The sequence below is a fragment of the Rhodococcus baikonurensis genome, from assembly GCF_040489275.1.
Lineage (GTDB): Bacteria > Actinomycetota > Actinomycetes > Mycobacteriales > Mycobacteriaceae > Rhodococcus_F > Rhodococcus_F baikonurensis.
In genome coordinates, this window is sequence record NZ_JBEUOQ010000002.1 from 57,050 (window position 1) to 83,778 (window position 26,729).

Here is a 26,729-nt window from a genome sequence, read left to right on the forward strand (position 1 = left end):
GTTCGGTTGTGCTCATGCGCGTGCCGTCTCGGAGAGCATTTCGCTCAGATGGCTGCGCATGCGATCCGGATCGGCTTCGATACCGGTCAGGAGTGTGAAGGTGTCAGAGGCTTGAGCCACCAGCATCTGCCCACCGTCGAGGACCGAGCATCCGAGAGCAAGTGCAGCATCGAGTAATTCGGTGCGAATCGGTCGGTAGACGATGTCGGCAACCCACAAGTCCGAATGGAGCGCAGCGGGATCGAAGGGAGTTCCGGGATGGCCGACCATCCCGATCGGAGACGCATTGACGACGCCGTCGCACGTAGTCAGGTTGACGGCGATCTCACCGATCGCCAAAGCCGTTGTGCGCGTGGCAGGGAAGGCCGAGGCGACGCGAGAACACACATCGGCAGCGCGATCGGGATCAATATCTGCGATGCGAAGATCCGTGGTGCCGGCGGCGGCGAGGGCGTAGGCCACAGCGGAACCCGCCCCTCCTGCCCCTGCGAGCACCACTCGGTCCAAGGCGGCGTCGGGCAAACTGCGTTGCAGTGCGGTGAGGAATCCGCTGTGGTCTGTGTTGTGGCCGATCAAACGGCCGTTGTCGACGACAACCGTGTTGACGGCACCGAGCAACCGCGCGTTGTCGGACAGCTCGTCGAGCCCGTCCACGACAACCTGCTTGCACGGGTGGGTGATGTTCAGTCCGGTGAAATCGCCCCCGACGGCGCCACGCACCACCTCACCGGTTTTCTCGACCGGGATGTTCAGGTTCTCGAGATCGATCAGTTCGTAGCTGTAATCGTCGAGTCCGAGTGCTGCTGCTTCGTGTGCGTGCAACGCGGGCGAGAGTGAGGTGGCGATACCCGACCCGACAAGGCCGATACGGTGACGTGTGTATTCGGTAGTCATGACATTCTCCTGCATAAGTGGGGACGGCCCCTCGCGGAGATTCAGCGCGAGGGGCCGGTCCGGTCAAGCGTTGTTGCTGGTGAGCTCTGAGTCCTGCTTGCTCGGCAGGCTCGGCTTCGGTATGCCCAGTTCTGCTGTGGGCGTGCGGTACGTTTCCGGTCCGGTCATTGCCGCGATGGCGGAGACGACGGCGAAGCCCAGGCACATCCATGCAACTGGTGTCCAGTTGCTCTTGTCTCCGGCCGAAATGGCCTGGGCGATAGCCGGTGTGAAGCCGGCAACAAGGAGTCCGAGCATGAGGCTGACGGCCATTCCGGTGTACCGGACCTTCGCGGGGAACTGCTCGGGGAAGTACGCCGGGTACGTGCCGTTGGGCATCGCGTAGAAGATTCCGATCATGACGATTCCGGAAGCGAAGACCATGGGGACGCTTTGGGTTCCGATCGAATGGAAGAACACGAAGATCATCAGGCCGGCTCCGATCGCGCCGACGACGAAGATGGGCTTACGTCCGTAGCGATCCGAGAGAATGCCGAACAGCGGCTGAGTCAGTACGGCAACAAAATTGGCGGTCGCGATTGCCCACAGCATGGTTGAGCGTTCGAATCCCGATTCGACGGCGTACGCCAGGGCGAAGACGTTGACGATGGTGTTGATCATCGCGAACGTCGAGCTCATGCTGATACGGATCACGGTGCGCCAGTGCGAGCGGAACATCTCGACGACGGGAATTCCGGCCGTCTCGTCCTGTTCCTTGAGTTCTTCGAACACCTCGGGCTCATCCAGGGCGCGACGTAGCCACAGGGCAACGACGGTCACGATGATGCTGAGCCAGAAGGGAACTCGCCAGCCCCACGAGTAGAGGTCTTCGTCGGGCAGGCTCGCCACTGGGATGAAGACCAGGCTGGAGACGACGATACCGAACATGATCCCGCTCATGGTGAACGAGGTGAAGAACGAGCGACGGTGATCCGGTGCGTGTTCGAGTGTCAGTGCCGAAGAGCCGGGTGATTCACCGCCGGCGGAGAGCCCCTGAAGTAGGCGAAGCAAGACGAGAATGATCGGCGCGGCGATGCCGATCTGGTCGTAGGTCGGCAGGCAACCGACGATGACTGTCGCAACACCCATGAGGAGCAGGCAGGCGAGAAGTGCGTTTTTGCGTCCGTACCGATCGCCGAGGTGTCCCCACAGCACTGCGCCGAGTGGGCGGGCGACGTAGGCCACGCCCAGGGTACTGATCGAGAGCAGCGTTGCCGTCGAGCCACCGCCAGGAAAGAAGATCTTGGGGAATACGAGCGCGGCCGCGGAGCCGTAGATGAAGAAGTCGTAGTACTCGAGGGTGCTGCCGAGGAAGCCTGAAACGGCGGCGCGGCGCGCGTTCGAATTCGGATGTTCTTCGGTGGAGTGCGTGGAACCGGTGGAGGTGATCGGTGGTGCCATGTGAAGTCCTTTCGTCCCGATGGGCCGGCCGTGGCGGCACGTTTGGTGATGCACCACGCATCGGTGACGTCCCTCACCTTTCGGCGGCTGAGACGACAGTGCCACGAAGGACTATGGCGCGTCCAACACTAAATGAGTCTCAGATAATGACGTTTTTGGTCTCAATATCGGGCGTGGGCAGAATCTCCTCGGACGTCTCCAGCGCGACGGCGAGCGCATCGGTCATGTGCCGGGGTGACCAGGCAATTCCGTGATTCATGAACGTCGGCTCGCCGGTGAGCGGGACGAACACACTGCCAGGTGGGGTGATCGCAGCCATCCCGGACGTCATCAGCGCTACGCCGACGCCCGCGGCAACGAGCATGAGGATCATGTACGGATCGGTGATCTCCTGGACGACGCGAGGTCTGAAGTCTGCGTTCATGCAGGCGCGCATCGCGGTTTCCTGGAGGGCAGAGCCGGCCGAGAGCGGGGTGGTCACGAATCCGTCGTCGGCCAATTCACGGAGGTCGATCGCGTCCCTCTCGGCGAGGGGATGGTCGATCGGAAGCACGGCGCCGAATGCCTCCCGTCGAATCAGCCGGGTAGACAGTGACGCGGATTCCACTGGTAGTCCCACGAAGGCCAGATCGAGGGCGCCGCTCTCGAGTTGAATGACCGCGTCGCGAGTCATGATCCGGCCGAGGAGTGTCAGTTCGACTTCCGGATAGCGCTGACGCAACGCGCGGGTCAATGGCGGAAGTGCCTGATAATTGAGCACTCCGGTGAAACCGATCGTGACCCGTCCGTAGACGCCCCCCGACGACGCGCGCGTAGCGTGTCGTGCCGTCTCCATGTTCTCGATGACGCGATAGGCGTGGGGGAGAAATGCGTGTCCGCCGGATGTGAGTGCGACGCTGCGAGTGCTTCGCTCGAACAGCTTGACGCCGATGTCCTTTTCGAGCTTTCGGATCATCTGGCTGAGCGGAGACTGGGCCATCTGGAGCCGTGATGCGGCCCGCCCGAAGTGAAGTTCTTCCGCAACCGCGACAAACGCGTGCAACCAGCGGGTTTCCATCGGCAAGGCCTCCAGGTATTTGACGTTGACGACAAACGCCATATATTCAGAATTTCTACACAGTGTGACGGCAATTATGCCTATTTGCAACATAAATTGAGTGCGTATCGCACAGAAACTCAGGAGTGAAGACGATGCAGAGTTATCCCGAGGGTGTTACCGCGCTCATCACCGGTGGTGCGAGCGGAATCGGTGCCGCCAGTGCAAAGCTGTTGACGGAGAATGGCGTTCGGATCATTACTGCCGACCTTGCCGAGGGTGCGGATGAACAACTCGACGTGAGTGATCCGATCGCAGTCGACGCGCTTCGTGCTCGAATCGGCAGAGTCGACATCTTGATCAACAGTGCGGGAATCGTCGGGCCGTCGGCGCCACTCGTCGACGTCGATCTTGCGGGCTGGCAGCGTACGTTCCGCATCAACGTCGAGGGAACGTTTCTCATGTGCCGGGCATTCGTGCCGGGGATGGTCGCGTCGGGGTGGGGGCGAGTCGTAAACCTTGCGAGTATTGCTGCCAAGGACGGAAACCCGAATCAGAGTGCGTATTCGGCGTCCAAGGCGGCCGTCGTCGCGCTGACGAAATCGCTCGGAAAAGAGGTCGCCACCACCGGTGTGTTGGTCAACGCGATAGCTCCCGCGGCGGTGGAAAGTCCGATGAATGCCGGCACTGATCCGGCCATCCTCGCCCGTTCGCAGTCTTTGACGCCGATGGCGCGAATGGGGAAGGCGGACGAAATTGCCGAACTGATCTCCTGGCTGACGTCGTCTGCGGTGAGTTACTCGACCGGTGCTGTGTACGACGCCAGTGGTGGCCGCGCCACGTACTGAATTATCCTCTGGGAGAAGTTGATCAGAATTGGAGCAGTGACTGCCACAGTTCACGAGATGCATCTTGGTACTCGAGCATGTGCGAGATCAGGTCTCGCAGTGGCTGCGTCGGTTCGAGTTCTTCCGGAAGAAGTGGATTGCGCACGATGACCGAGATCACCGCGCTGCCCAAAGCAAGTGATTCGCGGGCCGCCTCCTCGCGACTGATTGTCGCCAGGCGTGTTTGCGCCTGTGTGAGTGCTTCACGGGCCCCGGCGATGTCGGCCAACAGTGCTTCCGAGTTCCAGAGTGTGCGAATTATCGAATCATCCTCGGGGGCAAGGTGATCGATCTCCATGACTGTAGATTCGGGGGCGGCGCCGAGTCGGCGGAGAGTGTGGCGGGCGCTGTCGGTGCCGCCGGCGAGATTGTTCGGTCGGACTGCGAGTGTGGGCTTCCAGTCCTCGTAGCCCGCCAGGCGCAACGCCTGATCGTGCCGGCGAGCGGCAGTGCGGTCGCTTCGCTTGAGACCTGAGTGTTCGACGGCGATCCAGGTGCCGTCCCAGGGGCGTATGCGATCGGTGCGTGTTCGCCACCCCTCGACCTCGCCGTAGGTGGGGATGCCGTCCGGGTTGAGGACATACGTTCCGCGAGCGGTTCGACGCAGTTTGTCCTCGCGGCACAGACGGCCTGCTGCCACGCGAATGCTCGAGGCGCTGACGCCGACGATCTCGCCGGCCCGGGTCAGCACGGCGGTGCTGAACTCGGTGTCCGGACTGGCCGTCGCGAGGTCCAGTACGACTCGGGTTGCGGACATTCCTCGATCATTTTGTAACAACTTTTGAACAACTCCTGACAAATTCTGTTACAAGTGGCATGGTGGGTACCGGGAAACCATATCCGCGAGCAGTGAGGAATTATCGTGACCGACTCCGATCGACCAGGTGGCGATGTCTATGTGGAGCGTGACGGCGGCGTCACCGTCATCGTGATGAATCGCCCCGATCGCAAGAATGCGGTGGACGGACCGATGGCGGCGCAGTTGCGATATGCGTTCTCGGATTTCGAGTCGGACGAGAGTCAGAAGGTCGCGATTCTGTGGGGTGCGGGCGGCACATTTTGTGCCGGTGCGGATTTGACCGCAGTCTCCGACCCCGCCCGAGTGCACGAGTTGCATCCCGAAGGTGGCGGCACCGGGCCGATGGGGCCGAGTCGGTTGGTGTTGTCCAAACCGTTGATCGCTGCGGTCAGCGGATACGCGGTGGCCGGAGGGCTCGAGCTTTCCTTGCTCGCGGATCTGAGAATTTGCGAGGAAGATTCCGTTTTCGGAGTCTTCTGCCGACGCTGGGGAGTTCCCCTCATCGACGGTGGGACCGTGCGTCTGCCGCGAATCGTCGGGCAGGGGCGAGCGCTCGACATGATCTTGACCGGTCGCCCGGTCGACGCTCCGGAGGCGCTGTCCTTCGGACTTGCCAATCGTGTTGTTCCAGTGGGGCAATCACTTCAGGCTGCCAAGGAGCTTGCACACCAGCTGACCGCTTTCCCTCAACTCTGCATGCTCGCGGATCGCGCGTCGGCCTATCGATCTTTTGATCTACCACTTGCCGAAGCACTGCGCGCCGAGGGCGTTGCAGGAAATCCCATTGTCATCGCTGAAGGTGTGCGCGGCGCTGCTGCGTTCGCCGCGGGCGCCGGCCGGCACGGCCGATTCGAGAACAACCGGAATTCGAACGAGGAAACTGAACCATGATGCCCATAACCAGAGACCTGATCGTCCGTGGCGCGCGACAGCACGGCCCGCGAACGGCCGTCGTCTTCGGCGATCGATCGATGACGTTCACGGAAGTGGACGAACTCAGCAGCCGATTGGCACACGCATTCATTGCGCTCGGTATCGGGCGCGGCGCGCGGGTTGCGTTGCTGGTCAACAACTCTCTAGCCAGCGTGCCTGTCGATTTTGCCTGTGTGAAAGCCGGCGTCAACCGGGTTCCACTCAATTCGCGACTGTCGCTCGACGAGCATGCGCGGATGCTCGAGGACACCGACAGCTCGCACGTCGTCTTCGGTCGTGACCTCGCAGACCGGGCCGCGGAACTGTCCGCCCGGTTCCCCGATCGGACATTCATCGGTCTGGAAACGGATGCGGCGGGACAGAGCTCCTTGCTCGACCAGGCGCAGAGCATGCCTTCGGACACCCCGGACGTCGAGGTGGCTCCTGACGACGTGATCCTGACTTTGTTCACCTCGGGGACTACCGGAACGCTGAAGGCTGCGCAGCACACTCAACGTAGTTACGCCGGTATCTGCCGCAACGTACTGCTCAATCTGCTTCCTGCAACTCGAGACGACACGATGCTGCACGCGGCGTCGCTGATCCATGCCAGCGGTGTTTTCGTGCTTCCGTTCTGGCTCCGCGGCGGTAAGACCGTCATTCTTCCTGGATTCGATCCCTCGACGTTCTTGAGCTCGATAACCGAGCATCGTGCCACCGCAATCAATCTGGTGCCGACGATGATTCAGATGCTTCTCGAACGCCCTGATTTCGCGACCGCAGACATCTCGAGTCTGAAATCCGTGATCTACGGTGCGTCGCCGATGCCGCTGGCCACCATCGAACGTGCAATGCAGGCTTGGGGGCAACACCGTTTTCTGCAGTACTACGGGCAGACCGAGGCACCGCTGTGTATCGCCGTTCTACGGCCCGAAGATCACACGGAAGATCGCCTGCTGTCCTGTGGTCAGCCGGCCATCGAAGTCGAGATCAGGCTGCTCGACGGTGAGGGAAACGAAGTGCCGCAGGGAGAACCGGGCGAAATCGTGATTCGCTCGCCATCTGCGATCGCCGGATACTTCAATGCACCGGAACTGAATGCTGACACCTTCACCGAAGACGGTTGGGTCCACACACGTGACATCGGCCAGTTCGATGCCGAGGGATTCCTGTTCTTGAAGGACCGAGCGTCGGACATGATCATCAGCGGCGGATACAACGTCTATCCCCGTGAAGTCGAGGACGCACTCCTGACGCATCCTGCTGTTCGTGAGGTTGCCGTGGTGGGCACCGCAGACGCCAAGTGGGTGGAGGCCGTCACGGCGGTGGTCGTCCTCGAGGACGGGACCGTCGAAAACGACTCACTCCAAGCCTCATTGGTGGCGCACGTCGGCGAGCGACTGGCGTCGTACAAGAAACCGCGTCGGGTAGTTTTCGCCGAATCGGTTCCGAAGACCGCCGTCGGCAAGCTCAATCGGAAGGCGCTTCGAGACGAGCTTCGCGACGCTATCTGACTCCGCGAGTGCGGAATTGAACGCTGATTCTCGGCCCGAGGGCTCTCGCACTCTTGGGGACGCAGTGTTCCCAGGTTCGTTGGCAAGATCCGCCCATCACGAGTAGATCGCCGTGACCGAGATTGAACCGGATCGATTCGCCACCCCCGCGGGGGCGCAGAAGGAGCGGGCGAGCGGCCCCGAGAGACAGGATGGCAACCATTGTGTCTTCGGTGCGGCTTCGTCCCGTGTCGTCCCCGTGCCAGGCAACGCTGTCGGAACCGTCACGATAGAAACACAGCCCCGACGTGGCGAAGGGCTCGCCGAGTTCGTTGAAGTAGTGCCTGCTCAGCGCATCCTTGGCTTCGGCGAGAAGTGCGTCCGGCAGCGGTTCGTTTTCTGCATAGAAGCACACCAGCCGAGGTACGTCGACAACGCGGTCGTACATCTGACGCCGTTCGGAGCGCCACGGGACCGTGGCCTCCAGGTTGTCGAACACGGCCGCGGACCCGGTCAACCAGGCAGGGCGATGGTCGACCCAGGCGCCGGCGGTGAGAATGCGTCGCTGCACGGTGCCGTCGAGTTCGGCCAAAGAAACGCCGAGGTCACCGTTGTCGAACAGAGACGGTTGCATCGTGGCGGTCATGGACACCACAGTACACCGTAATCGAACATATGTTCCCATAAATTTCAATTGCGGTGCTGGACGGCTGTTCATCCTTGCTGGGTGATGTCCGTCGGCGTGAACCTTTGAATACTGTTCTCACGCTATTTCGCCGATGAAGGGGACGCCATGACTGCTCCGCGCCAATCACATGCGAACCATCCTGTCCGACAAGGCTTTGCCATCGGGACGACGGTGGCGGCCGCATGCCTGCTCTTCGTTGCCGGCGTAGTCGCATTACTGCAAGGCATCGCGGCTCTCGCAGACAACGATCTCCTCGTCGTCGGAGTCAACTACACCTTCGAATTCGACGTCACGACGTGGGGTTGGATCCACATCGTGCTCGGAATCATCGGCATCGCGGTCTCCCTGGGGTTGTTCGTGGGGATGACCTGGGCTCGCGGGATGGCATTCGTGATCGCGGCCCTCTCGATCGTGGCCAATTTCTTGTGGTTGCCGTATTACCCGCTGTGGTCGATCGTGATCATCGCTCTCGACGTCGCTGTGATCTGGGCCGTCGCGACGTGGCGACCCGACGAGGTCTGATCACCTGACCGGAGTGAGTGGTTCACCTGCGACAGGTGAACCACTCACTGCTCGGTGCGGGGGGCCGGAGTCATCTCCGCTTCGGAGAATCGCGTTCCGGGTCGTCGTTCGGATGCAAGTGCTTGGACGATCGTTGAGGGAAGCCGTGGATCATCGAACACGAGATCCAGCAGATGACGACGGTAGCCAGGCCGAGCCCGATCGAAGCGATCGGTTGCCGGGTGGCCAACCATACGATCAGTCCGATGGCCGTCCCGACGATCAGAATCAGGATGGTGTCGATTCGTGTCGTTTGCATCGAAATCATCGCCTGGCACAGATTGTTTCGCCGGCCCCGCTGGTTTTGGCGGCCCGCCGCCCGGCGAGTGACAGCCGGGGGCAGACCTTGCGCGGCTGACCCCTCGCTCTGGAAATCGCCGCCGCAAGGGATCAATACCCGCGAAATTCGTCCGCGAAACTCCTGGCCGCTAGAACAGGACCTTGGGCCTGTGGCCCGGCGTGCCGAATATTGACTATGACGTAGCGTCATAGTTGATGCTGTTCGTATGCGAATCAGCGACGTGGCCAGGGCGGCAGGCACCACCCCACGGACCGTTCGGCACTATCACCGTCTGGGCCTGCTGGCTGAGCCGAGACGGCTGTCCAACGGATACCGAACGTACGAACTACCCGATCTGGTCAGGCTGATGCGCATTCGTTGGCTCTCTGCCGCCGGCATTCCACTCGGCTCCATTGCCGCAATGATCGAGCCGGAACCGATCGATGCACGAGAACCGGACGACTTCGCCGAAGATCTTTCTTCCCTGATCGCGGAGATAGACCGGAAGCAGCGCGTCCTCGCAGACCAGCGAGTGCGCCTCGAGGAAATGCTCTCGGCGCGAGGTGCCGGCCGGGTGGTCTCGCCGCTTCCGGTGGAGTTGCTGTCTGCGTTCGACGAGTTGATCGCGTCGTCCCCGACGGATTCGGTTCGGCATGTCTTCGAGCGTGAACGCGACATGTGGGAATTGGTGGCGATCTCGGGAACTGCGCCGCATGAACTGTTCTCCACGGCTGCGCGATTGCTGTCCGACGAGAGTGACCGGAAGCGCATCGTCGATCTGTACCGCCGTTTCGCCGCACTGGCTGGGCGCGAGGTTACCGAGGCCGCATACGAGATCGCGAACTTGTCGTGCGAGTTGGAGGAATCGCTGGCCGAAGTCCTCGGCGACGTGCCCACGGACGGAGAATCTGCAGGTGTGGGCGTCTCGGTCGGGATCGCAGATCTGGTGCCTGATCCGGCGCAACGGGAAGTGGTCGCGCGCGTCGCAGCACGTCTCATGTCTGGAGGAAGTTCATGATCCGAACATTGTGGTTACTCGCGAGAGGTCGGGTGGACGGAGGTTCCAGCGATACAGCGACTTTCGGCTACTCGAGGGGGACCATGTCGATACCGGTGGCATTTGCAGCGGCGAGTGTGATCGAGGCCGTAGCGATTCATTTCCTGGTTCCATGGCCTTGGCTCCGCGTCGTGCTGCTCATCGCAACGGTGTTGTCGCTGATCGCGATCGGTGGGTGGCTTGCCGGACGCGTCGTGCGCCCGCATCTCGTGTCACCTCGAACAGCGGTGTTTCGATCAGGCGCAGGTATACGCGTCGAGGTGGACCGATCCCGGATTTCGCGGGTGAGCATGGTCCGAAGATTCGGTGAGACGGCAAATGCGATTGTCGACGACTGCCTGGTTCTACCGGGGCCCGACGGCACTGTCGTGGACGTCGGCTTCGACCGACCCGTCTCGGTCACGCTCCCGAAACGGCTGTCGAAGGGATCTGGCTCCACTCTGATCGATGGGTTGCGGTTGCATGTCGACCAACCCGGAGAGTTCTGTGCAGCGTTGTCGCGGAACTGAACTCACATCACGTCGTCTGCGATCCGAATGATCGATGTCCTCCTGCATTCGGTGGCGCCCAGCCTGCGCCGAGCGCTCGCAGAAGGTGCTTCCGCAAGAGTGCGCACGGGACCAACCAGGTAACACCCGCGCTCTCGATCTGCTGCGAAGGATCACCCATCTTGCTCCGACCACCGCAGCGGCCGTCAGTGCGGCAATTGCGACAAGAAATGGGGCCCCGAACGTCGTGATCTGATGGAGGGATGCGGCGGTCATGTACCCGAGGGTTGTCTCGGCTGTCGCCCACACGAGGGCACCGACCGTGCTGTACGGAGCCATCTTGCGGTACGACAGATCAGACATCCCGACGAGGTGGGGAGTCAGTGTTCGCACGACCGGGATGAATCGACTTGCCAACACAGCAGGGCCGCCGTGTCGAAGGATCAGTGCCTCGGCTCGTCGCAGTAACCGAGTGGGGACGCGGCGAAAGAGCCTCTCGCTGAAGGGACGCCGGTGAAGCGAGCGCCCGGTGCGGTGGGCGAGGAAGTCACCGACCACGACTGCTATGGCGGCGATTGCGATGAGAACCGCCAGATTGACGTGCCCGTACCGGGCCATTGCGCCACCTGTCACCAGAAGTGTGAACGTGGGGACAAGAGCGCCGACAAGAAGAACGGACTCGGCCAGGACCGCAGTGCCGACCAGTGCGTAGGCACCATAAGCGGGTACATGTCCCAGCAGCCCAACCAGATCGATCACGCGTTCACCTGAGGATCAGACGGGGCGGGGTTCGGTAGGACTTCACGAGACAGTTCCCACACCAGGGCGGGCGGAAGGTTCGCCCAGATTGTCTTGCAGTCCACGGTGAATCGTTGTCGGTATTCGGTGAGAAGCTCCTCGACCTGGCGGTGGCGACGCACTGATTCCCGCGAAGCGGTCACCGAACGCAGTCGACGAGTGCCCCGGTAGGTGAAGTACGTCAAACACCCTCCACCTGTGAGAAGTTCGTCGTAGCGCGTGAGAATGTCCCTCACCGTGCCTGGCGCAAAATTGGTGAACGGTAGTCCGGAAACGATCGCGTCGTAGCGAATGTCATTTTTTATCAATTCAATTCGTGATTCGTGGACATGCGTGCGCGGCCCGCCGAATCTATGGGCGTCGCGAGTGAGCTCGCGCAATCGAGCTGCGAAGCGCGGATTCGTCTCGACGACATCGAGTCTGTCGGTCGGAGAGAGCCGGTCGAGCAGCGCCGTTGTGATGGGGCCCGTCCCTGCTCCGACCTCGAGGACAGTGCGCGGACCGTCGAATCGGGTAACCGGTGCAGTCATCGCCCGGGCAAGTGAGATGCTGCTCGGAGCGACGGCGCCGACGTCGCGGAAACCGTCGAACGCCTCGCGTAGGAACATGGCGGAAGAATTGACTGCGGGGCGGACAGATCGAGTGGAGCGGGGTTTGTCATTCACGGATTCGACGCTACGAATATCGGTGAGCAGGAGAATCGGCCGATCGACGACGGTATACCCCGACGAAAGTCGGGGGTCGTGGGCTCCCATCGTCGGGGTCAATCGGGAGCTGTGACAACTACTGTCATTGGCATGACCTGGGCTGAGAACTCGACCGTCCGTGCAACGGGGCGTCTCGTCATCGTCGCGGTGTTCACCGCGACCGCTATCCAGAACTGTGCGTCATCTCTCGACAGCGGATATCGGGTTCCCGGGATCGTCGTCGCGGCAGTTGCCGGGGCATTGATCGCTTGGCAGAGAGTCCCCTGGTACGTCGCCCCAGTGGTGATTACGGCTGCAACCGGCATTTTCGGCTGGGTTCTTCTGCCGCTGCTGGCGTTGGTCCTGTTCGATCTAACAGTCCAGCGGCGCACGAACATCGCCCTGCTCTTCAGTGCAATCGCGATCGCGGTGACAGCATTCGCGCCTGCTCAGGCCACTCCACAGGCAATCGAGATATCCGCGATGATCATCATTCTCGCGTTGCCGATGCTGGCGGGAATGTGGGTCGGACACCGCCGGAAAAGGATCGCAGTGCTCAACGACGAAGTCGCGCGTCTCAAGCACGAACGGAGTCTGGGGGAGGACCGGGCGCGCGCCAAGGAACGGGCCCGGATCGCAGCGGAGATGCACGACGTTCTCGCGCATCGTCTGAGCATCATCGCTCTGCACTCCGGTGTTCTCGAGGCCAAATCGGCGACCCTCCCCGCTCCGATCGGTGATCGACTTACTCTGTTACGCAACGCATCCACGCAAGCATTGTCCGATCTGCGAGACCTTCTCGGGGCCCTTCACGAATCCCCTGAAGATCTGCCGACTCGACCGGTTCTCGTAGATGTCGACGACCTGACCGAACAAGCACGCGCGGCCGGGCAAGATGTCACGCTCGTAGTCGATGGCACCTCAGCTGACGCCCCTGTCGCCCTTCAGCTCGCTGTACAGCGCATCGTCTTGGAGTCGCTGACCAATGCGCGTAAACATGCGGTAGGAGGTTCGGTAACCGTCCGCCTCGCCTACGGACCACCTGTGACTACCGTGTCGGTCGACAACACGCTCGGGTCGGCATCCTCGGATGCAGCCCCCTCCGGCTACGGATTGGTCGGACTCCGTGAGCGAGTGCTCGCGCTGGGAGGTGAATTCGAAGCGGGCCCCATCGACGAAGGCGGGTGGCGAGTCTCAGCTCGAATTCCACACCCCCATCCGGTCGAACAAGATTGGCAGGAAAAATGATCCGCGTAATGATCGTCGACGACGACGCACTTGTTCGACTCGGCCTCACGGACTTACTTGTCGACGACCCCGACATTGAGGTCGCTGCGCAAGCATCCGATGGCATCGAAGCAATCGAGAAGGCTACCGCTCACCGGATCGACGTTGCGTTGGTCGATATCCGTATGCCGAGAATGGACGGCATCGCGGCGATCTCAAGTCTCCGCGCTCTGCCGCATCCGCCGAAAATTATCACTCTGACCACCTTCGATCTCGACGAATACGTCTACGAAGCAGTGGCTGCGGGCGCCGATGGGTTCCTGCTCAAAGACGCTGCTCCCGGCGAAATAGTGCGCGCGGTCCACACCGTGGCTGCGGGATCGGCCATCTTGCACCCCAATGCTGCCAGGCGACTTATCGACCGCTACCACCGGGCCGATACGAAGGCGGCAACAAATGCCCGCCAACGCATCGAGTCTTTGACGCCCCGCGAACGGGACGTCCTCGACCTCCTCGCTCGCGGGGATACCAACGCAGAGATTGCGCAGGAGCTCGGTATGCGGGAGAGCACGGTCAAAGCTCACGTCAGTCGCATCTTGGCCGCGTTGCAGACCACAAACCGCGTGCAAGCCGCGCTGCTTGTGCGTGACGCCCAGCAATGACGCCGAGCCACGGTGCTCTACGGCCCTGCTCGCGTATTCACCGAAGCGGATCGACAACCAGCCACTCCACCGTGCCACCGACATTCCACAGTGCGTCGGGGTTGTCGAGCGAGGCTGAGTACGTTGCCGCAGCTTGGTTGCCGACGATTTCACCGCTCTCGCCCGACGGCGGGTTGGGCCGCAGGAATTCGGTGGGGTGCGGACCCGGCCATGCGGGAACGTCGAACGGGGAAATGCTGGTGTCGATGAAGCCAGGTCGGTGCACGGTCACCCGGTCGGGAGCCGGTGTGGTTTCCGCCGCCACGGCGAGGCCTGGTCCTTCGACAGCTTTGTCGTCGCTGCTACCGCAGCCTGCCACTGCGAGAACAAGTCCCGTGATCGCCAAACCCGCTACCGGGTGACGTACCTGCACTGTTTGCTCCTCGCCGGGGCTGTTGCTCTACGAGCTCCACTATTGCATCTCACCAACTCCGCAGGATGCGCCTTCCCCTAAGTAAGTGAAAGCCGCTGAACGTGCCCACCAGGAGATTCAAATCGAGAAACTATTCAGCGGGCGATCGGGGTGAGGCGGCGGCAATGGACTGCGCCTGCCACCGTTCCTCGATGCGGCCGTACCGCCACACGAGTAGAGCAATCACCCAGGTGGCGACAAAGAGTCCGACGATGATGAAGCCCATTGCGCCGAGATCCAGGTTTCCGATTGCGCCGAGAACGCCGTCGTGGATGTCGAGTTTGTCGGTGAAGATCGAGATGATTTCCTGGGTCCCGATCAACAGGGCTACTGCCACCGAGAGCCCCGTGATCACCATGTTGTAGTAGATCTTTCGCACCGGTTGGGCAAACGCCCAACCGTAGGCGAAGTTCATGAACGATCCGTCGATGGAGTCGAAAAGCGACATCCCGGCGCAGAAGAGTATCGGTAGGACGAGGATCGAATACCACGGGAGCCCCGTCGCCGCCGCGCCGCCGGCGATCACCAGAAGTCCGACTTCGGTGACGGTGTCGAATCCCAATCCGAACAGTAGGCCGACCGGGTACATGTGCCAGGGCTTGCGGACCATCTTCATGACCGGGCCGAGGATCTTGTTCAGGGCACCGCGGTTGTCGAGTTCCTTTTCGAGTTGTTCCTCGTCAAAGGTTCCGGCCTTGTACTTGGTGTACACCCGATGAATCCCGATGAGAGAGACGAGGTTCAGGATTCCGATCAAGATCAGGAACGTGCCGGAAATGGTGGTGCCGAACAAGCCTGTCCACTTCTCCAGATCGGAGTTGTCGTCGGAAAGGCTGGTGGCCAGTTGCCGCACACCCAAAGCCAACAGGGCGACGAGAACGAAGACGATGGTCGAATGTCCGAGCGAAAACCAGAACCCGACGGACATCGGTTTCTTGCCGTCCGCCACCAACTTCCGAGTGGTGTTGTCGATAGCGGCGATGTGATCGGCGTCGAACGCATGGCGCATGCCGAGCGTGTACGCCGTGACACCGAGTCCGATGCCGAAGACACTGCCTTCGATCGTGTAGTGGCCGGGCACGACCAGACCGAGAAGAACTGCCCACCCGACGACGTTGAGTGCAACGACGGTGACGGTCATCCCGATGATGCTTCGACGCTGGCCTCGATCCAGACTGTGCCAGGCACCGGCGATTCGAGTGCCCGTCGTGGTCATTGTCGTGGACATCGAACCTCACCGATCTTTCAGTCGCGGCCGGCGGCCACACTACTGAAATCGTATAAGTGTTCAACTGTTCAGATAAGCGCCTGGAGGTTACAAATTGCCCATTCGGGAGTAAAGATATTTTGCTCGTCGATGGGAAATGCTCAGGCGAACACGGTGTTGACCAGCGCGACGTAGATCGTCGTTCCGACGACGATGCTCAGGACGGCATTCTTTCGCCACAGGTGCGCGGCGATAGTGGCGCACACTGCAATCAGTTCGGGTAGGCCGTGAGAAGGGGCGGTGATCGACACCCCTTTGAGCGAATACATGACGAGGATCAACATGATGCCTGCCGGCATGTAGATGCCGAGGTAGCCGACCAAGGCGGAGGAGCGCAGTGGCATGAGCGCGGCAAACGGTATCGCCCGCAGCGCGAAGGTGACCACGGCCATGACGGCGACGGCGGCAAAGATGTACGAGGTGTCAGGCATCGATCTTCGCCTTTCGTGAGTCGTAGACGAAGCGGCCGATCAGGAAGAGCACGAAGGCGCCCATCGCAATTGGCAGCATGTGCTCCGGCGCTGCTAGCCGGGCGACCAGAGCGCAGGTGACCGCGGCGACCGGCACCGCGAATCCGTTCTGTGCACGAATCGCTTCGATCGAGAGGACGACGAACAGCGCGGTCAGGGCGAAGTCGAGACCGACGATCGAGTCCGGAATCCACTGCCCTGCAGTCGCGCCCAGGATCGCACCACCGATCCAGTAGGCGTGCAGGTACAGCTGCGAGTAGACGATGGTGCGACCGGTGAGCGTCCGGGGATCGGCAGTCACCGACATCGCGTAGGCCTCGTCGGTCAGTGCGAACATGCTGTAGAAGCGAGCGAAGGGATTTCGAATCTTTTCCAGCGGAAAACTCAAGGCGTAGAAGACATGTCGAAAGTTGACCAGCAGTGCGGTCAGTGCGACGTACGGCAGTGGTGTCATGGCCGCGACCATTCCGACGGCGAGAAACTCCAGCGATCCTGCGTAGATCAGCGAGGTGAAAGCGACTGCCCACCAAGGACTGAGGCCCTGCTGGACCACAAGAACACCGAGTGCGATCCCGAGTGGGAGCAGGCCGAATCCGACCGGCAGCGACAGCTGGAAGGCATGCCGCCACGCCGGGGTTCGCGGCGGGAGTTCGACGGCAGTTGCGGCCGTCGACGATGCTGGTTCGATCACGACGCAAATCTATAACAAAGATCGAGGTGATCGATTGCTCATAATGCCCACATAGTGAACATTGCGCAATAATAGTGCGATGGATGCCATGGATGACGCAATTTTGTTTCACCTTCGTCAGGACTCTAGTTTGACCAACACCGAATTGGCCGATCTGGTGGGTCTGACGCCCTCGCCTTGCCTGCGCCGCGTGAAAAAGCTCGAAGCCGACGGAATCATCACCGGATACCGGGCGATCGTCAGTCAGGAAGCGCTCGGTCGAGGATTTCAGGTGATCGTCACCGCCGAGATCGGAGTCAATGACCAGGCCACCATCGAAGACTTCGAATCCCAGGTCGCGGCGTTCGACGAAGTGATCGAATGTCGGCGACTGTTCGGAATTCCCGACTATTTCATCCGCGTCGCGGTGAAAGATCTCGCGACGTACGAGAACTTCATGGTCACCAAGCTCAGCGGGCTTCCGGCTGTCTCGAGGGTGACGTCGCTGATCACCATGAAGACCATCAAGAGCGTCGACTGACGCCCGGGCTCACCCGAACCTGCGCCACGTGTCGGTGGTCGGCGTTAACGTCGGAACATGGGATACGAATTTCAAGTCACAGTAGATTCGGCGCACCCGCACGAACAAGCGAAGTGGTGGGCCGCAGCACTCGGGTGGGCAGCGGAGCCTAGCGACGAAGACTTCATCAGGGGCCTCGTTGCCGCTGGTCACGCCAAGGAATCCGACACCACGACCTTCGAGGGAGTTCTCGTCTGGCGCGAAGGTGCGGCCATCAGCGATCCGGAGCATCCTGAACGTCCCCGCGTTCTCTTCCAACTGGTTCCGGAATCGAAGACGGTGAAGAACCGACTCCATTTCGACATACGCGTGGGGGACAAGCGCGAGGATGTCGCAGCGCAACTCGAGAAGGTCGGAGCGACGATCCTGCATCGAGGAGCACAGGGGCCGAGTGTGTGGATCACGATGACCGATCCCGAGGGAAACGAGTTCTGTGTCAGCTAGCGGTACGAACTCGGGGTGTCGCCGGTCCATCGTTTGAAGGCCCGACGGAAGGCGCTGGGTTCGGAGAATCCCAATCGCGCCGAGAGTACTTCGACGGATTCTCCGCGTCGCAGACCGGCGATGGCTACGTCGCGGAGTACTTCCTCGCGCAGCTGATTCAGTGATGTTCCGTCGCGCCGCAGTAGTCGACGCAGGTGGGGAATACTGATCGAGAGCATCTCGGCGATCTCCTCGGCGGTGGAGGTTCGACCCTTCACCCCGAGTTCCAGGACCCGTCGCACCTGCGCCGACGCAGTGCTGTCGTAATCGCGTTCGGACATGAGCTGAATCGGAGATTCTCGGAGGTACTCCTCCAATGTCTCTTCGGTTTGGATGATCGGTGCACGCATTGCCGAGTTGTCGAACTCCAGTGCCGCTCGCTGCGCGCCGAAGGTGACGGGTGCTCCGAAGATGTAGTCGTAGTCCTGCGCCAACCGCGCATCCGGTGCCGAGTAAGGAAATTCGACGGCCCGCAGGCGGACGCGTTTCCCGATCAGCCACGCGGAAAAGCGGTGCAGCAAGATCAGGACGAAATCGGTGGTAACACGTTCTGCTACATCAGGTTCGGCGATACCTTCGCGAGCTCGGACGGCAAAACTCACCCGCGTGCTTTCCTCGCCCTTCTCGATCGACAGTGGGGCGAGCGCCGGCAGTGCGCGGATCACGTCGGACATTCGACCGAAGGCCGATCCGAGATCTGGGCAGTGGATCAGCGTCAGGCAGATCAATCGGAAAGTGCCGCGGGGGACCGGAGCTGATCCGAGGCCGAACAATTCGTCGTCGGTGATCTGCCAAGTGGATTGGATGAAGGTGGTGACCTGTGTCGGGGTGAGTCGGGCGCGAGGGTCGGACAAAGTCTCGAGGTCGATCCCGGCAGTTCGCAGTGCACCCGACAAATCGACGTGATTGTCCGGCGAGAACGCGAGGTAGCGGTGGACGAATGCGGTCGGGATTGTCCGCGCTGTCATGGGTGTGCTGCTCCTTGGAGCAGGTGGAGACGGCGCGCTGCTTCGGACAGAATGTGATCCTGTTTGCAGAAGGCGAAGCGCACCAGGTGCTTCCAATCGTCGCGGTTGTCCGCGAACACGTCGACCGGTACGGCTGCGACGCCGATACGCTCGGGAAGCGCGCGGCAGAAATCTCCCGCGTCGGTCTCACCCAACGGCCTGATGTCTGCGAGAAGGAAGTACGTGCCGCCGCCGGAATGCACGGTGAAACCGGCTTCGGTCAGTGCTTTGCCGAGTACGTCCCGTTTGCCTTGCAGGCTCTGCCGAAGCTCGACCACCCAGGGTTGTTCGTTGGTCAGCGCATACGCAACGGCAGGTTGAAATGGTGCACCGGCGACAAACGACATGAACTGCTTGGCTGCGCGAACACCGTCGATGAGTTCGCGGGGGCCGATCGCCCAGCCGGTTTTCCAGCCGGTGACATTGAAAGTCTTTGCGGCACTGGACACCGTGACGGTGCGCTCACGCATGCCCGGGAGCGACGCCATCGGTGTGTGGGTGAGGCCGTCGAAGACCAAGTGCTCGTAGACCTCGTCACTCAACACGATCAGGTCGCGTTCGCACGCGAGTTCGGCGATCGCTCGAAGTTCGTGATCGGTGAAAACGGTGCCGGTGGGGTTGTGAGGACTGTTGACGATCAGCATCTTCGTCTTGGCGGTGATCGCGCCGCGCAATGCATCGAGATCGACCGCGAATCCGTCTCCCGCGGCTACCAACGGAACTGTGCGACGCACAGCGCCTGCCAATGCGACAGATGCTGCATAGGAGTCGTAGTACGGCTCGATCAGCACTACTTCTTCGCCGGGTTCGACCAGTCCGAGAATCGCAGCACTGATCGCCTCGGTGGCGCCGACGGTGACCAGAACTTCGGAGTCGGGGTCACTGTCGAGTCCGTAGCGGACGCGCCGATCCTCGGCAATGGCCTGCCGCAGCACGGGCATGCCCGGGCCGGGTGGGTATTGGTTGACGCCCTCGACGATGGCTCGCCGCGCTACTTCGAGCATGGCCGCAGGACCGTCGGTATCCGGAAAGCCCTGACCGAGGTTGACCGCGTCGTGAAGGGTGGCCAACGCTGTCATCTCGGCGAAGATCGTGGATGCGAACGGCTGCAGACGCGAGACGGTGCGGTTGCGGGGCGTCGAAGGCATCTTTGCAGCTTAGTCGGCTGAGACCGCATCCTCACATCCGCTCGGGCGCGGTGCTTGTCACGTTTGAATCGCCGCCGTCGTCCAACTCTGTAGAGAGCATCGAATCCGGTGCCCCAGAACAAACGGAGGCTTGCCATGACTCGCATTCCCGCAGTGACACCGTCAGAAGCCAGTCCGTTGATCAAAGTGGCATACAAATTTGCCGCCAGGCAGTACGACGAAGTCCCCGAGCCCTTCGCCGTCCTGGCCAATCACCGCAAACTGTTCGTCGCCGCTGCCCGTCACGAGATGGCCGTGCAGAAGGCGTCGAAGGTGTTGCCGTCGAACATTCGTGAACTGGCCGTCTATCGCGTCGCCTGGACCGTCGGCTGCTCGTGGTGTGTCGACTTCGGGACGATGCTCTCGCGCCTGGACGGTTTGGACATCGACAAGCTGAAAGGGATCGCGAACTACCGGGATTCACCGAAGTACAGCGAGGACGAGCGGGCCGCGATCGCCTACGCCGATGCCATGACCGGCGACCCCCACGGGGAGAACGGAGTGACGGACGAGCAGGTCGCGGATCTCGAGCGCAGGTTCGGGCGGGCGGGCGTCGTGGAACTGACCTATCAGATCGGGCTCGAAAACATGCGCGCCCGGATGTATTCGGCATTGGGGATCACCGAGCAAGGGTTCAGCACCGACTCCTGCCGCGTGCCCTGGGCCGAAGAATGATGCGCTGACTCGTCTACGGCAACTATCGACAATGCTCCGCAGATACGTGATCAGGATTGACTAGTTCACGCATCTGCGGAGCATTTCGGCTTGTTAGGTCCGCACTTGCGACCTACGATCACCTGGTGCCCAACATTCGAATCCGCGAAGCTGCCGGTCTGCTCGGTGTCAGTGACGACACCGTTCGACGGTGGGTCGACGGTGGGCTTCTCACCGCGACGACGGACGACTCCGGCCGCAAGGTCATCGACGGCGCCGAGTTGGCGGGCTTCGCCCGGTCCAACGCCGGACCCGCTCCGGCCGATCCGCTGACGGGCGCGAGTTCGGCCCGCAACCGGTTTGCCGGTCTCGTCACCAAGGTCGTCACCGACAAGGTGATGGCACAGGTCGAAATGCAGTGTGGGCCCTTCACCGTCGTCTCGTTGATGAGTACCGACGCGGTTCGGGAGCTCGGACTCGAGGTCGGGAGTATCGGCGTCGCAATCGTGAAGGCCACCACGGTCATCGTGGAAACGCCGTAACCCTGAAACGCCGTAACTCTGAAAACCTGGCAACTCTGCAAACACCGTAGTACTGAACATACTGGAGGAAATCCGTGAAGCGTGTAGTCGGACTTGTTGCAGCAGGCGCTTTTTCGCTTGCCCTGGTGACTGGTTGTAGTTCCTCCGACAATTCGTCGTCGGAGACGTCGTCGGCCGCTCCGACCACAACAAACTCGAGCGAGAGTGCCACGGGAAGCATCACCGTCTTCGCGGCGGCGTCACTGAAGAACAGCTTCACCGAACTCGGTACTGAGTTCGAGTCCGAGAACCCCGGTTCCAAGGTCACTTTCAGCTTTGCCGGGTCATCGGATCTCGTCGCCCAGATCACGCAGGGTGCACCGGCTGACGTGTTCGCCTCGGCCGATGCCGCCAACATGACCAAGGCCACCGATGCCGGCGTCGTCGCGGGGTCGCCGTCGGACTTCGCGAGCAATACCTTGACGATCGTTGTGCCGCCCGGCAACCCGAAGGGCATCGCGTCCTTCGCCGACCTGACGAAGGACGGGACGCAACTGGTGATCTGCGCTCCGCAGGTCCCTTGTGGTGCGGCTACGAAGAAGGTCGAGACGGCCACCGGTGAGACCCTCTCGCCCGTCAGTGAGGAATCCTCGGTGACGGACGTTCTCAACAAGGTGACGTCCGGGCAGGCCGATGCCGGCATCGTCTACGTCACCGACGCGAAGTCCGCCGGCGACAAGGTGCAGACCGTAGCGTTCCCGGAAGCCACCACGGTGGTCAACCTGTACCAGATCGCGGTGCTGAAGGATTCGAAGAATTCGGAAACGGCAACGAAGTTCGTCGACCTTGTGAAGGGGCCCAAGGGCCTGGCAGTTCTGAGTGACGCGGGATTCGCTGCTCCGTGACACGCCTACGACCGGCAGTCCGCGCCCCGCTCGGGCTGCCGGTATGGATTTACCTCCCCGCGCTGATCGGCGGGGCGTTTGTCATCGCTCCCTTGGCCGCGATGCTTGCCACCGTGCAGTGGTCGCAGTTCTGGGAACTCGTGACTTCCGAATCGTCGGTTGCCGCGCTGAAACTGAGTTTGAAGACAGCGGCGATGAGCACGCTGTTGTGCATTCTGTTCGGGGTACCGATGGCGGCGGTGTTGGCACGCAGCCGCTTTCGGGGACTGTCAGTTCTTCGATCGTTGATTCTGCTCCCGCTGGTTCTGCCGCCCGTGGTGGGCGGTATCGCTTTGCTGTACACGTTCGGCCGCAAAGGGTTGATCGGTGAGCAGTTGGAAGTGCTCGGCATCCAGATAGCATTCTCGACAACCGCGGTGGTTCTGGCGCAGACGTTTGTGGCGCTGCCGTTCCTCGTCGTCAGCCTCGAAGGTGCGTTACGTACTGCGGGCACGCGATACGAGGCCGTAGCGTCGACGCTCGGAGCCCGCCCCACCACGGTGCTTCGTCGGGTGACTCTGCCGCTGGTGCTTCCCGGTCTGGTGTCAGGGGCAGTGCTGGCTTTCGCGCGTGCTTTGGGGGAGTTCGGTGCAACGCTGACGTTCGCGGGAAGTCTGCAAGGGGTCACGCGTACTCTGCCCCTGGAAATCTATCTCCAGCGTGAGACCGATCCTGATGCAGCGGTGGCGCTTTCGCTGGTGCTGGTCGTGGTCGCGGTGGTGATCGTGGTTGCGGTGCGTGGACGCGGATCGGCGGGTTCGTTATGAGTGGCCTCCACGTCGACATCGAGATTCCGGAGCGCGATGTCGTCGCGGCGTTCGACGTCGCGGCCGGTGAGGTGACCGCCATCCTCGGACCGAACGGCGCAGGCAAGTCGACGGTACTGGCGGCGGTTGCCGGACTACATCATCCGCGGCGTGGGTTGATCGAACTCAATTCCCGTGTTCTCACCGATACCGGTAGGGGAGTCGCGTTGGCGCCGCATCGGCGCGGCACTGCTCTACTCGCGCAAGAGGCACTTCTTTTTCCCCATCTCAGTGCGGCTGCGAACGTGGCGTTCGCGCCGCGCAGTGCAGGGCGGTCGCGTCGCGATTCCGCCGAGTCTGCCCGCCATTGGCTGGACGCAGTCGACGCCGGCGATTTGGCTGACCGCAGGCCTTCACAGCTGTCCGGCGGCCAAGCGCAACGGGTCGCAGTGGCGAGGGCATTGGCTGCTGAACCCGAACTGCTTCTACTCGACGAACCGATGTCCGCGCTCGATGTCGCCTCTGCTCCCGCGCTGCGGTCGTTGCTGCGCCGAGTGCTCCGGACCGGGGATCGTACGGCCGTGCTCGTCACGCACGACGCTCTGGACGCACTGGCGCTGGCCGACACGGTCGTCGTCGTGGACGGTGGCCGGGTCGTCGAACGTGGTGACGTACGAACGGTTCTGACCCGCCCGCGTAGTGCCTTCGCCGCACGCATCGCGGGGATCAATTTGCGTAGCGGCACGATGACCGGAGACGGAGTGCTCAGAAGTCCGACCGGGGTGGATATTGTGGGCCGGACGGAGACCGACCTACCGGCGGGCAGTGCCGCCGTGGCGGTCTTCGAACCGCGAGCAGTTTCGGTCTACCTGGATCCGCCGCACGGCAGTCCCCGAAACGCATTTGCAGTAACGATCGCGGAGATCGAAAACCGAGGCGATGTCGTCAGAGTCCGAGCCGAGGACGACGCGGGCCAGCCGGGCTTGTCTGCCGACATCACGGCGAGCGCAGCGGCCGAGCTCGATCTGGTTCCGGGATCGGCCGCTACTTTTGTGGTCAAGGCCACCGAGACACTGATCTATGCGCAGGGCGCCGGCTCGTAAACGTCCTCTGCAATCGAATCCGCATAGAGTGACGCGATTTCGGGCGCGTACTTCTCGGCTATCGGCTTGCGCCTGAGCTTCATCGTCGGTGTCAGCTCGTCGCCACCAGGTACCCAGAACGTGGTGAGTACGCGAAATCGCTTGATCTGCTCGGCCCTCGACAGACGCGAGTTTCCCTCGGCGACAGCAGTTGCGACGATGTCGACGACCCGAGCGTCCTCGGCGAGTACTGCGGCGTCGACCGCAAGTCCCAGTGCGCGCGCCGCCTCGACCGCGGCATCGGCGCTGAGCGTGATCAATGCGGTGTTGAACTTCCGTCCGTCGCCGATCGTCACGACCTCACCGATCAACGACGACGACGTCTTCACCGCTGTCTCGATGGCGGCGGGTGACATGTTCTTTCCCGACGCATTGATGATCAGCTCCTTCTTCCGATCGATCACGGTGAGGTAGCCGCCCGCGTCGGCCGTGACGATGTCTCCGGTCGAGAGCCAACCGTCTGCGCTTATCGCTTCGGCCGTCTTCGTCGGTTCGCCGCGGTACCCCTTCATGACCAGCGGGCCTCGAACCAGCAGCTCGCCGTCCGCCTCGATGCGCATTTCCATGCCTGGGAGCAGCTTTCCGACCGTTCCGAGTTTGGTCGGCTCGGCCGGCGCGGTGCTCGCGATGCATGTCAGCTCGGACATTCCCCAGATCTCCGAGATCGGAACTCCCAAGGCTGAAAAGAATGCCAAGGTCTCCGGCGGAATCGGCGCTGCACCGGAAATGGCCCACTTCAGGTCGGCAAAGCCGAGTTTCGCACGCAGCGCGGAGAGAACCATCGCATCGGCTCGGGAGTACTCCGCTTCCAGTTCGGCGGGGACGGATTCACCGGCCCGCAGGTGTGCGAGACGAGTGCGGCCGACGTCGAGTGCCCACTTCAACGCGGCCCGACGCGCGTCGTCCGGTTCGTTGGCGACGGCCGATTCGACGGCAACTTTCAGCTTTTCCCACACGCGGGGGACGCTGCCCCAGATCGTGGGGCGACAATCGGGGAGCGCGGCAGCCACCTGGCCGGGATCCGGTACGACGGTGATCTGGGTGCCGAACACCATCTGCATGTACAGGCAGGTGAGTCGATCCGCGATGTGCGCCGACGGCATGTACGAGGTGATGCGGTCACCGAATTCGACGGGGAGGACTGCGCTGACGGCGTTGGTTTCGAACAACAGACACGCATGAGTCGTCTCGACGCCCTTGGGGTTGCCCGTCGTGCCGGAGGTGTAGATCAACGTGGCGACGTCGTTCGGTTTCACCGCACGCCAGGTGCCGTCGAAATCGAAATCTGATGCGGCAGAATCCTTCATCTGCTCCAAGGTCACGGTGCCGGGCTGGTGGACATGCGATTGCGCGTCGACTACCACGATCGTGTCGAGTGTGGCTCCGGATCGGCGAACGGTATCCACGTACTGGGCCTCGCAGACGAGAACTCGCGCACCGGAATTGGCAAGGATGTAGTGGATGGCTTCGGGTGCCGACGTGTTGTAGACGGAGAAGGACGTCGCGCCGAGGTGTTGGGCGCCGACGTCGATCGGGTAGAACTCGATCCGGTTGCTCATCATCAAGGCAACCGTATCGCCATGTCCCACGCCGATTCCGGCCAATCCCGCGGCAACCTCGCGTACCTGTTCGGCGTACTCGCGCCACGTCAGTGTTCGCGCGTCGCCGATGTCACGTAAGGCCACCGCGTCGGGCGCTACAGCCGACACTCGTTGGAAGGCTGCACACAACGTGGTCATGATGTTCTCCTGGCTGCATTCATCGGGGCCGCTGTGTTTGTCGGTACTGCTGCGGTGGTTCTGGCTTCGAGTTCGCGGATCAGTTCATGTGCTTGCTTGTCCCCGGCCAGGTAGCCGTCGGCCAGGACGTTGACGAATCCGCGTCCCCACGCCCAGGGTTCCCAGGCTGCCGGTGCAAGGGTCCGGCCGGCGCGGCGCGCGATCGCGTCGGCGATCACCGTGGCGGCACGGTCCGGGGAGATTCGATGACGGAGGGGACCGGGTAGTCGAGCGTCGAGTTTGCGCCCGATCTCGTCGTCGTCGAGTGTTGCCCGCGCAAGTTGTGTATCCACCATCCCGAAGTACGCGATGCCGGCAGTGGCGCCGTAGCCGGCAACCTCGAGACGCAGCGCCCGGCCGAGCGCTTCGACCCCCGCCTTGCTGATCATGTACGAAGCGCCGCCCAAACCGGGGGCGAACGACGCCGCCGATGACACGACGACGATGTGCCCACTGTTGCGGATCACCTCGTCGATGGTCGGATGCACGGTGTTGAAGACGCCGGTGAGATTGACGTCGAGCACACGATCGAAGGCGTCGGGATCGATCTGGCGCAATGTTGCCGGGGGAGGGGTGATTCCGGCGTTGGCCACCACGACGTCGATTCTGCCCAGCTGCTCGATGATCGTTTGCACGGCTGCGGTCATGCCGTCCCGATCGCGGACATCGGCCGTCACCGTCACGACTCGCCGTGACTCGAATGCGCGCTCCGCTGCTGCCAGCGAATTCCGGTTGACGTCGACCAGCGCCACCGTCGCCCCACGTCGGTGAAGAGTGCGCGCCAGCGCCGCACCGATACCGTCCCCTCCACCGGTGATCAGAACGACCTTGCCGGCGACGTCGTAGTCGATTCGGCGTCCGGGCAGTGGAATGCCCAGATCGCGGACTGTTCCCGCAATTGCGGACAAGCGTCCCGTCATT

30 protein-coding genes are annotated in these 26,729 nt (G+C 62.0%); 14 read left to right on the plus strand and 16 right to left on the minus strand.

Going from position 1 to position 26,729, the window contains the following annotated elements:
• Positions 1 to 12 precede the first annotated feature (12 nt).
• From ABWI03_RS04410 to ABWI03_RS04420, 3 genes are all read right to left on the minus strand, one after another.
• The gene (locus ABWI03_RS04410; protein ID WP_298777300.1) at positions 13 to 894 is read right to left on the minus strand and encodes a shikimate dehydrogenase; all 882 of its coding nucleotides are present in this window, start codon (positions 892 to 894) and stop codon (positions 13 to 15) included.
• 63 nt (positions 895 to 957) lie between these two features.
• A complete protein-coding gene (locus ABWI03_RS04415; RefSeq protein ID WP_095968786.1) occupies positions 958 to 2,334 on the minus strand; it encodes an MFS transporter in 1,377 nt (458 codons plus the stop codon).
• Between the two features lie 139 nt (positions 2,335 to 2,473).
• On the minus strand, positions 2,474 to 3,391 hold the full coding sequence (locus ABWI03_RS04420) for a LysR family transcriptional regulator (protein WP_054831264.1): 918 nt from the start codon (positions 3,389 to 3,391) through the stop codon (positions 2,474 to 2,476).
• Between the two features lie 134 nt (positions 3,392 to 3,525).
• Here ABWI03_RS04420 and ABWI03_RS04425 point away from each other — a divergent pair, with 134 nt between their 5' ends.
• Positions 3,526 to 4,218 carry an SDR family NAD(P)-dependent oxidoreductase gene (locus ABWI03_RS04425; protein WP_095968884.1) on the plus strand — a complete coding sequence of 231 codons (693 nt, stop codon included), beginning with the start codon at positions 3,526 to 3,528 and terminating at the stop codon, positions 4,216 to 4,218.
• A gap of 22 nt (positions 4,219 to 4,240) precedes the next feature.
• On the opposite strand, the gene ABWI03_RS04430 is transcribed toward ABWI03_RS04425, so the two are convergent.
• Entirely contained in the window at positions 4,241 to 5,014 is a 774-nt protein-coding gene (locus ABWI03_RS04430; protein WP_095968787.1) for a hypothetical protein, read from the minus strand.
• Positions 5,015 to 5,119: 105 nt separating this feature from the next.
• Here ABWI03_RS04430 and ABWI03_RS04435 point away from each other — a divergent pair, with 105 nt between their 5' ends.
• Both ABWI03_RS04435 and ABWI03_RS04440 read left to right on the plus strand, forming a co-directional pair.
• On the plus strand, positions 5,120 to 5,947 hold the full coding sequence (locus ABWI03_RS04435; protein WP_268836963.1) for a crotonase/enoyl-CoA hydratase family protein: 828 nt from the start codon (positions 5,120 to 5,122) through the stop codon (positions 5,945 to 5,947).
• Positions 5,944 to 7,482 carry an AMP-binding protein gene (locus ABWI03_RS04440; protein WP_353798867.1) on the plus strand — a complete coding sequence of 513 codons (1,539 nt, stop codon included), beginning with the start codon at positions 5,944 to 5,946 and terminating at the stop codon, positions 7,480 to 7,482. Before ABWI03_RS04435 ends, ABWI03_RS04440 begins: the two co-directional genes overlap by 4 nt.
• Here ABWI03_RS04440 and ABWI03_RS04445 read toward each other — a convergent pair.
• Positions 7,475 to 8,107 carry an alpha-ketoglutarate-dependent dioxygenase AlkB gene (locus ABWI03_RS04445; protein ID WP_095968790.1) on the minus strand — a complete coding sequence of 211 codons (633 nt, stop codon included), beginning with the start codon at positions 8,105 to 8,107 and terminating at the stop codon, positions 7,475 to 7,477. The two genes, ABWI03_RS04440 and ABWI03_RS04445, sit on opposite strands and share 8 nt — an antisense overlap.
• 147 nt (positions 8,108 to 8,254) lie before the next feature.
• Here ABWI03_RS04445 and ABWI03_RS04450 point away from each other — a divergent pair, with 147 nt between their 5' ends.
• Positions 8,255 to 8,671: a DUF7144 family membrane protein gene (locus ABWI03_RS04450; RefSeq protein WP_095968791.1), complete on the plus strand. Its 417-nt coding sequence runs from the start codon at positions 8,255 to 8,257 to the stop codon at positions 8,669 to 8,671.
• A gap of 70 nt (positions 8,672 to 8,741) precedes the next feature.
• On the opposite strand, the gene ABWI03_RS04455 is transcribed toward ABWI03_RS04450, so the two are convergent.
• Positions 8,742 to 8,969 carry a hypothetical protein gene (locus ABWI03_RS04455; protein ID WP_240951823.1) on the minus strand — a complete coding sequence of 76 codons (228 nt, stop codon included), beginning with the start codon at positions 8,967 to 8,969 and terminating at the stop codon, positions 8,742 to 8,744.
• 247 nt (positions 8,970 to 9,216) lie between these two features.
• Here ABWI03_RS04455 and ABWI03_RS04460 point away from each other — a divergent pair, with 247 nt between their 5' ends.
• A complete protein-coding gene (locus ABWI03_RS04460) occupies positions 9,217 to 10,008 on the plus strand; it encodes a MerR family transcriptional regulator (protein WP_298777302.1) in 792 nt (263 codons plus the stop codon).
• A gap of 383 nt (positions 10,009 to 10,391) precedes the next feature.
• Here ABWI03_RS04460 and ABWI03_RS04465 read toward each other — a convergent pair whose 3' ends face one another.
• A complete protein-coding gene (locus tag ABWI03_RS04465; RefSeq protein WP_298777303.1) occupies positions 10,392 to 11,294 on the minus strand; it encodes a DedA family protein in 903 nt (300 codons plus the stop codon).
• On the minus strand, positions 11,291 to 11,998 hold the full coding sequence (locus ABWI03_RS04470) for a class I SAM-dependent methyltransferase (protein ID WP_298777304.1): 708 nt from the start codon (positions 11,996 to 11,998) through the stop codon (positions 11,291 to 11,293). Before ABWI03_RS04470 ends, ABWI03_RS04465 begins: the two co-directional genes overlap by 4 nt.
• A gap of 132 nt (positions 11,999 to 12,130) precedes the next feature.
• Here ABWI03_RS04470 and ABWI03_RS04475 point away from each other — a divergent pair, with 132 nt between their 5' ends.
• Together ABWI03_RS04475 and ABWI03_RS04480 are read left to right on the plus strand one after the other, a co-directional pair.
• Entirely contained in the window at positions 12,131 to 13,267 is a 1,137-nt protein-coding gene (locus ABWI03_RS04475) for a sensor histidine kinase (RefSeq protein ID WP_298777305.1), read from the plus strand.
• Positions 13,264 to 13,908: a response regulator gene (locus ABWI03_RS04480; RefSeq protein WP_298777306.1), complete on the plus strand. Its 645-nt coding sequence runs from the start codon at positions 13,264 to 13,266 to the stop codon at positions 13,906 to 13,908. The genes ABWI03_RS04475 and ABWI03_RS04480 overlap by 4 nt, the downstream gene beginning before the upstream one ends.
• A gap of 37 nt (positions 13,909 to 13,945) precedes the next feature.
• On the opposite strand, the gene ABWI03_RS04485 is transcribed toward ABWI03_RS04480, so the two are convergent.
• From ABWI03_RS04485 to ABWI03_RS04500, 4 genes are all read right to left on the minus strand, one after another.
• Entirely contained in the window at positions 13,946 to 14,320 is a 375-nt protein-coding gene (locus tag ABWI03_RS04485; RefSeq protein WP_298777307.1) for a hypothetical protein, read from the minus strand.
• A 130-nt stretch (positions 14,321 to 14,450) separates the two neighbouring features.
• Positions 14,451 to 15,587 (minus strand): Nickel transporter NicT, encoded by a 1,137-nt coding sequence (gene nicT, locus ABWI03_RS04490; protein WP_298777308.1) that lies wholly within the window; start codon positions 15,585 to 15,587, stop codon positions 14,451 to 14,453.
• A 140-nt stretch (positions 15,588 to 15,727) separates the two neighbouring features.
• A complete protein-coding gene (locus ABWI03_RS04495) occupies positions 15,728 to 16,057 on the minus strand; it encodes a branched-chain amino acid transporter permease (RefSeq protein ID WP_095968798.1) in 330 nt (109 codons plus the stop codon).
• Positions 16,050 to 16,787, minus strand: coding sequence for an AzlC family ABC transporter permease (locus tag ABWI03_RS04500; protein ID WP_095968799.1), 738 nt, complete (start codon positions 16,785 to 16,787; stop codon positions 16,050 to 16,052). The genes ABWI03_RS04495 and ABWI03_RS04500 overlap by 8 nt, the downstream gene beginning before the upstream one ends.
• 79 nt (positions 16,788 to 16,866) lie before the next feature.
• On the opposite strand from ABWI03_RS04500, the gene ABWI03_RS04505 reads away from it, so the two are divergent.
• Positions 16,867 to 17,307, plus strand: a complete 441-nt coding sequence (locus tag ABWI03_RS04505; protein ID WP_020970517.1) for an Lrp/AsnC family transcriptional regulator — start codon at positions 16,867 to 16,869, stop codon at positions 17,305 to 17,307.
• 57 nt (positions 17,308 to 17,364) lie between these two features.
• On the plus strand, positions 17,365 to 17,790 hold the full coding sequence (locus ABWI03_RS04510; RefSeq protein WP_095968800.1) for a VOC family protein: 426 nt from the start codon (positions 17,365 to 17,367) through the stop codon (positions 17,788 to 17,790).
• Here ABWI03_RS04510 and ABWI03_RS04515 read toward each other — a convergent pair.
• Positions 17,787 to 18,797 carry an AraC family transcriptional regulator gene (locus ABWI03_RS04515; protein WP_353798866.1) on the minus strand — a complete coding sequence of 337 codons (1,011 nt, stop codon included), beginning with the start codon at positions 18,795 to 18,797 and terminating at the stop codon, positions 17,787 to 17,789. The two genes, ABWI03_RS04510 and ABWI03_RS04515, sit on opposite strands and share 4 nt — an antisense overlap.
• Entirely contained in the window at positions 18,794 to 19,984 is a 1,191-nt protein-coding gene (locus tag ABWI03_RS04520) for a pyridoxal phosphate-dependent aminotransferase (RefSeq protein ID WP_298777310.1), read from the minus strand. Before ABWI03_RS04520 ends, ABWI03_RS04515 begins: the two co-directional genes overlap by 4 nt.
• Positions 19,985 to 20,119: 135 nt before the next feature.
• Here ABWI03_RS04520 and ABWI03_RS04525 point away from each other — a divergent pair, with 135 nt between their 5' ends.
• The 5 genes from ABWI03_RS04525 to ABWI03_RS04545 all read left to right on the plus strand — a co-directional run bounded on the left by ABWI03_RS04525 (position 20,120) and on the right by ABWI03_RS04545 (position 23,991).
• A complete protein-coding gene (locus ABWI03_RS04525) occupies positions 20,120 to 20,698 on the plus strand; it encodes a carboxymuconolactone decarboxylase family protein (protein ID WP_020908828.1) in 579 nt (192 codons plus the stop codon).
• Positions 20,699 to 20,823: 125 nt separating this feature from the next.
• Positions 20,824 to 21,219 carry a TOBE domain-containing protein gene (locus tag ABWI03_RS04530; protein ID WP_003940157.1) on the plus strand — a complete coding sequence of 132 codons (396 nt, stop codon included), beginning with the start codon at positions 20,824 to 20,826 and terminating at the stop codon, positions 21,217 to 21,219.
• Positions 21,220 to 21,293: 74 nt separating this feature from the next.
• Positions 21,294 to 22,103 carry a molybdate ABC transporter substrate-binding protein gene (gene modA, locus ABWI03_RS04535; protein ID WP_124567594.1) on the plus strand — a complete coding sequence of 270 codons (810 nt, stop codon included), beginning with the start codon at positions 21,294 to 21,296 and terminating at the stop codon, positions 22,101 to 22,103.
• Entirely contained in the window at positions 22,100 to 22,909 is an 810-nt protein-coding gene (locus tag ABWI03_RS04540) for an ABC transporter permease (RefSeq protein ID WP_095968803.1), read from the plus strand. The genes modA and ABWI03_RS04540 overlap by 4 nt, the downstream gene beginning before the upstream one ends.
• Complete coding sequence (locus ABWI03_RS04545; protein WP_298777311.1) at positions 22,906 to 23,991, plus strand: ATP-binding cassette domain-containing protein; 1,086 nt, start codon at positions 22,906 to 22,908, stop codon at positions 23,989 to 23,991. The genes ABWI03_RS04540 and ABWI03_RS04545 overlap by 4 nt, the downstream gene beginning before the upstream one ends.
• Here the strand turns inward: ABWI03_RS04545 and fadD11 are convergent.
• Complete coding sequence (fadD11, locus tag ABWI03_RS04550; protein ID WP_298777312.1) at positions 23,967 to 25,769, minus strand: fatty acid--CoA ligase FadD11; 1,803 nt, start codon at positions 25,767 to 25,769, stop codon at positions 23,967 to 23,969. The two genes, ABWI03_RS04545 and fadD11, sit on opposite strands and share 25 nt — an antisense overlap.
• Positions 25,766 to 26,728 (minus strand): SDR family oxidoreductase, encoded by a 963-nt coding sequence (locus tag ABWI03_RS04555; RefSeq protein ID WP_298777313.1) that lies wholly within the window; start codon positions 26,726 to 26,728, stop codon positions 25,766 to 25,768. Before ABWI03_RS04555 ends, fadD11 begins: the two co-directional genes overlap by 4 nt.
• Between the last annotated feature and the right edge of the window lies 1 nt (position 26,729).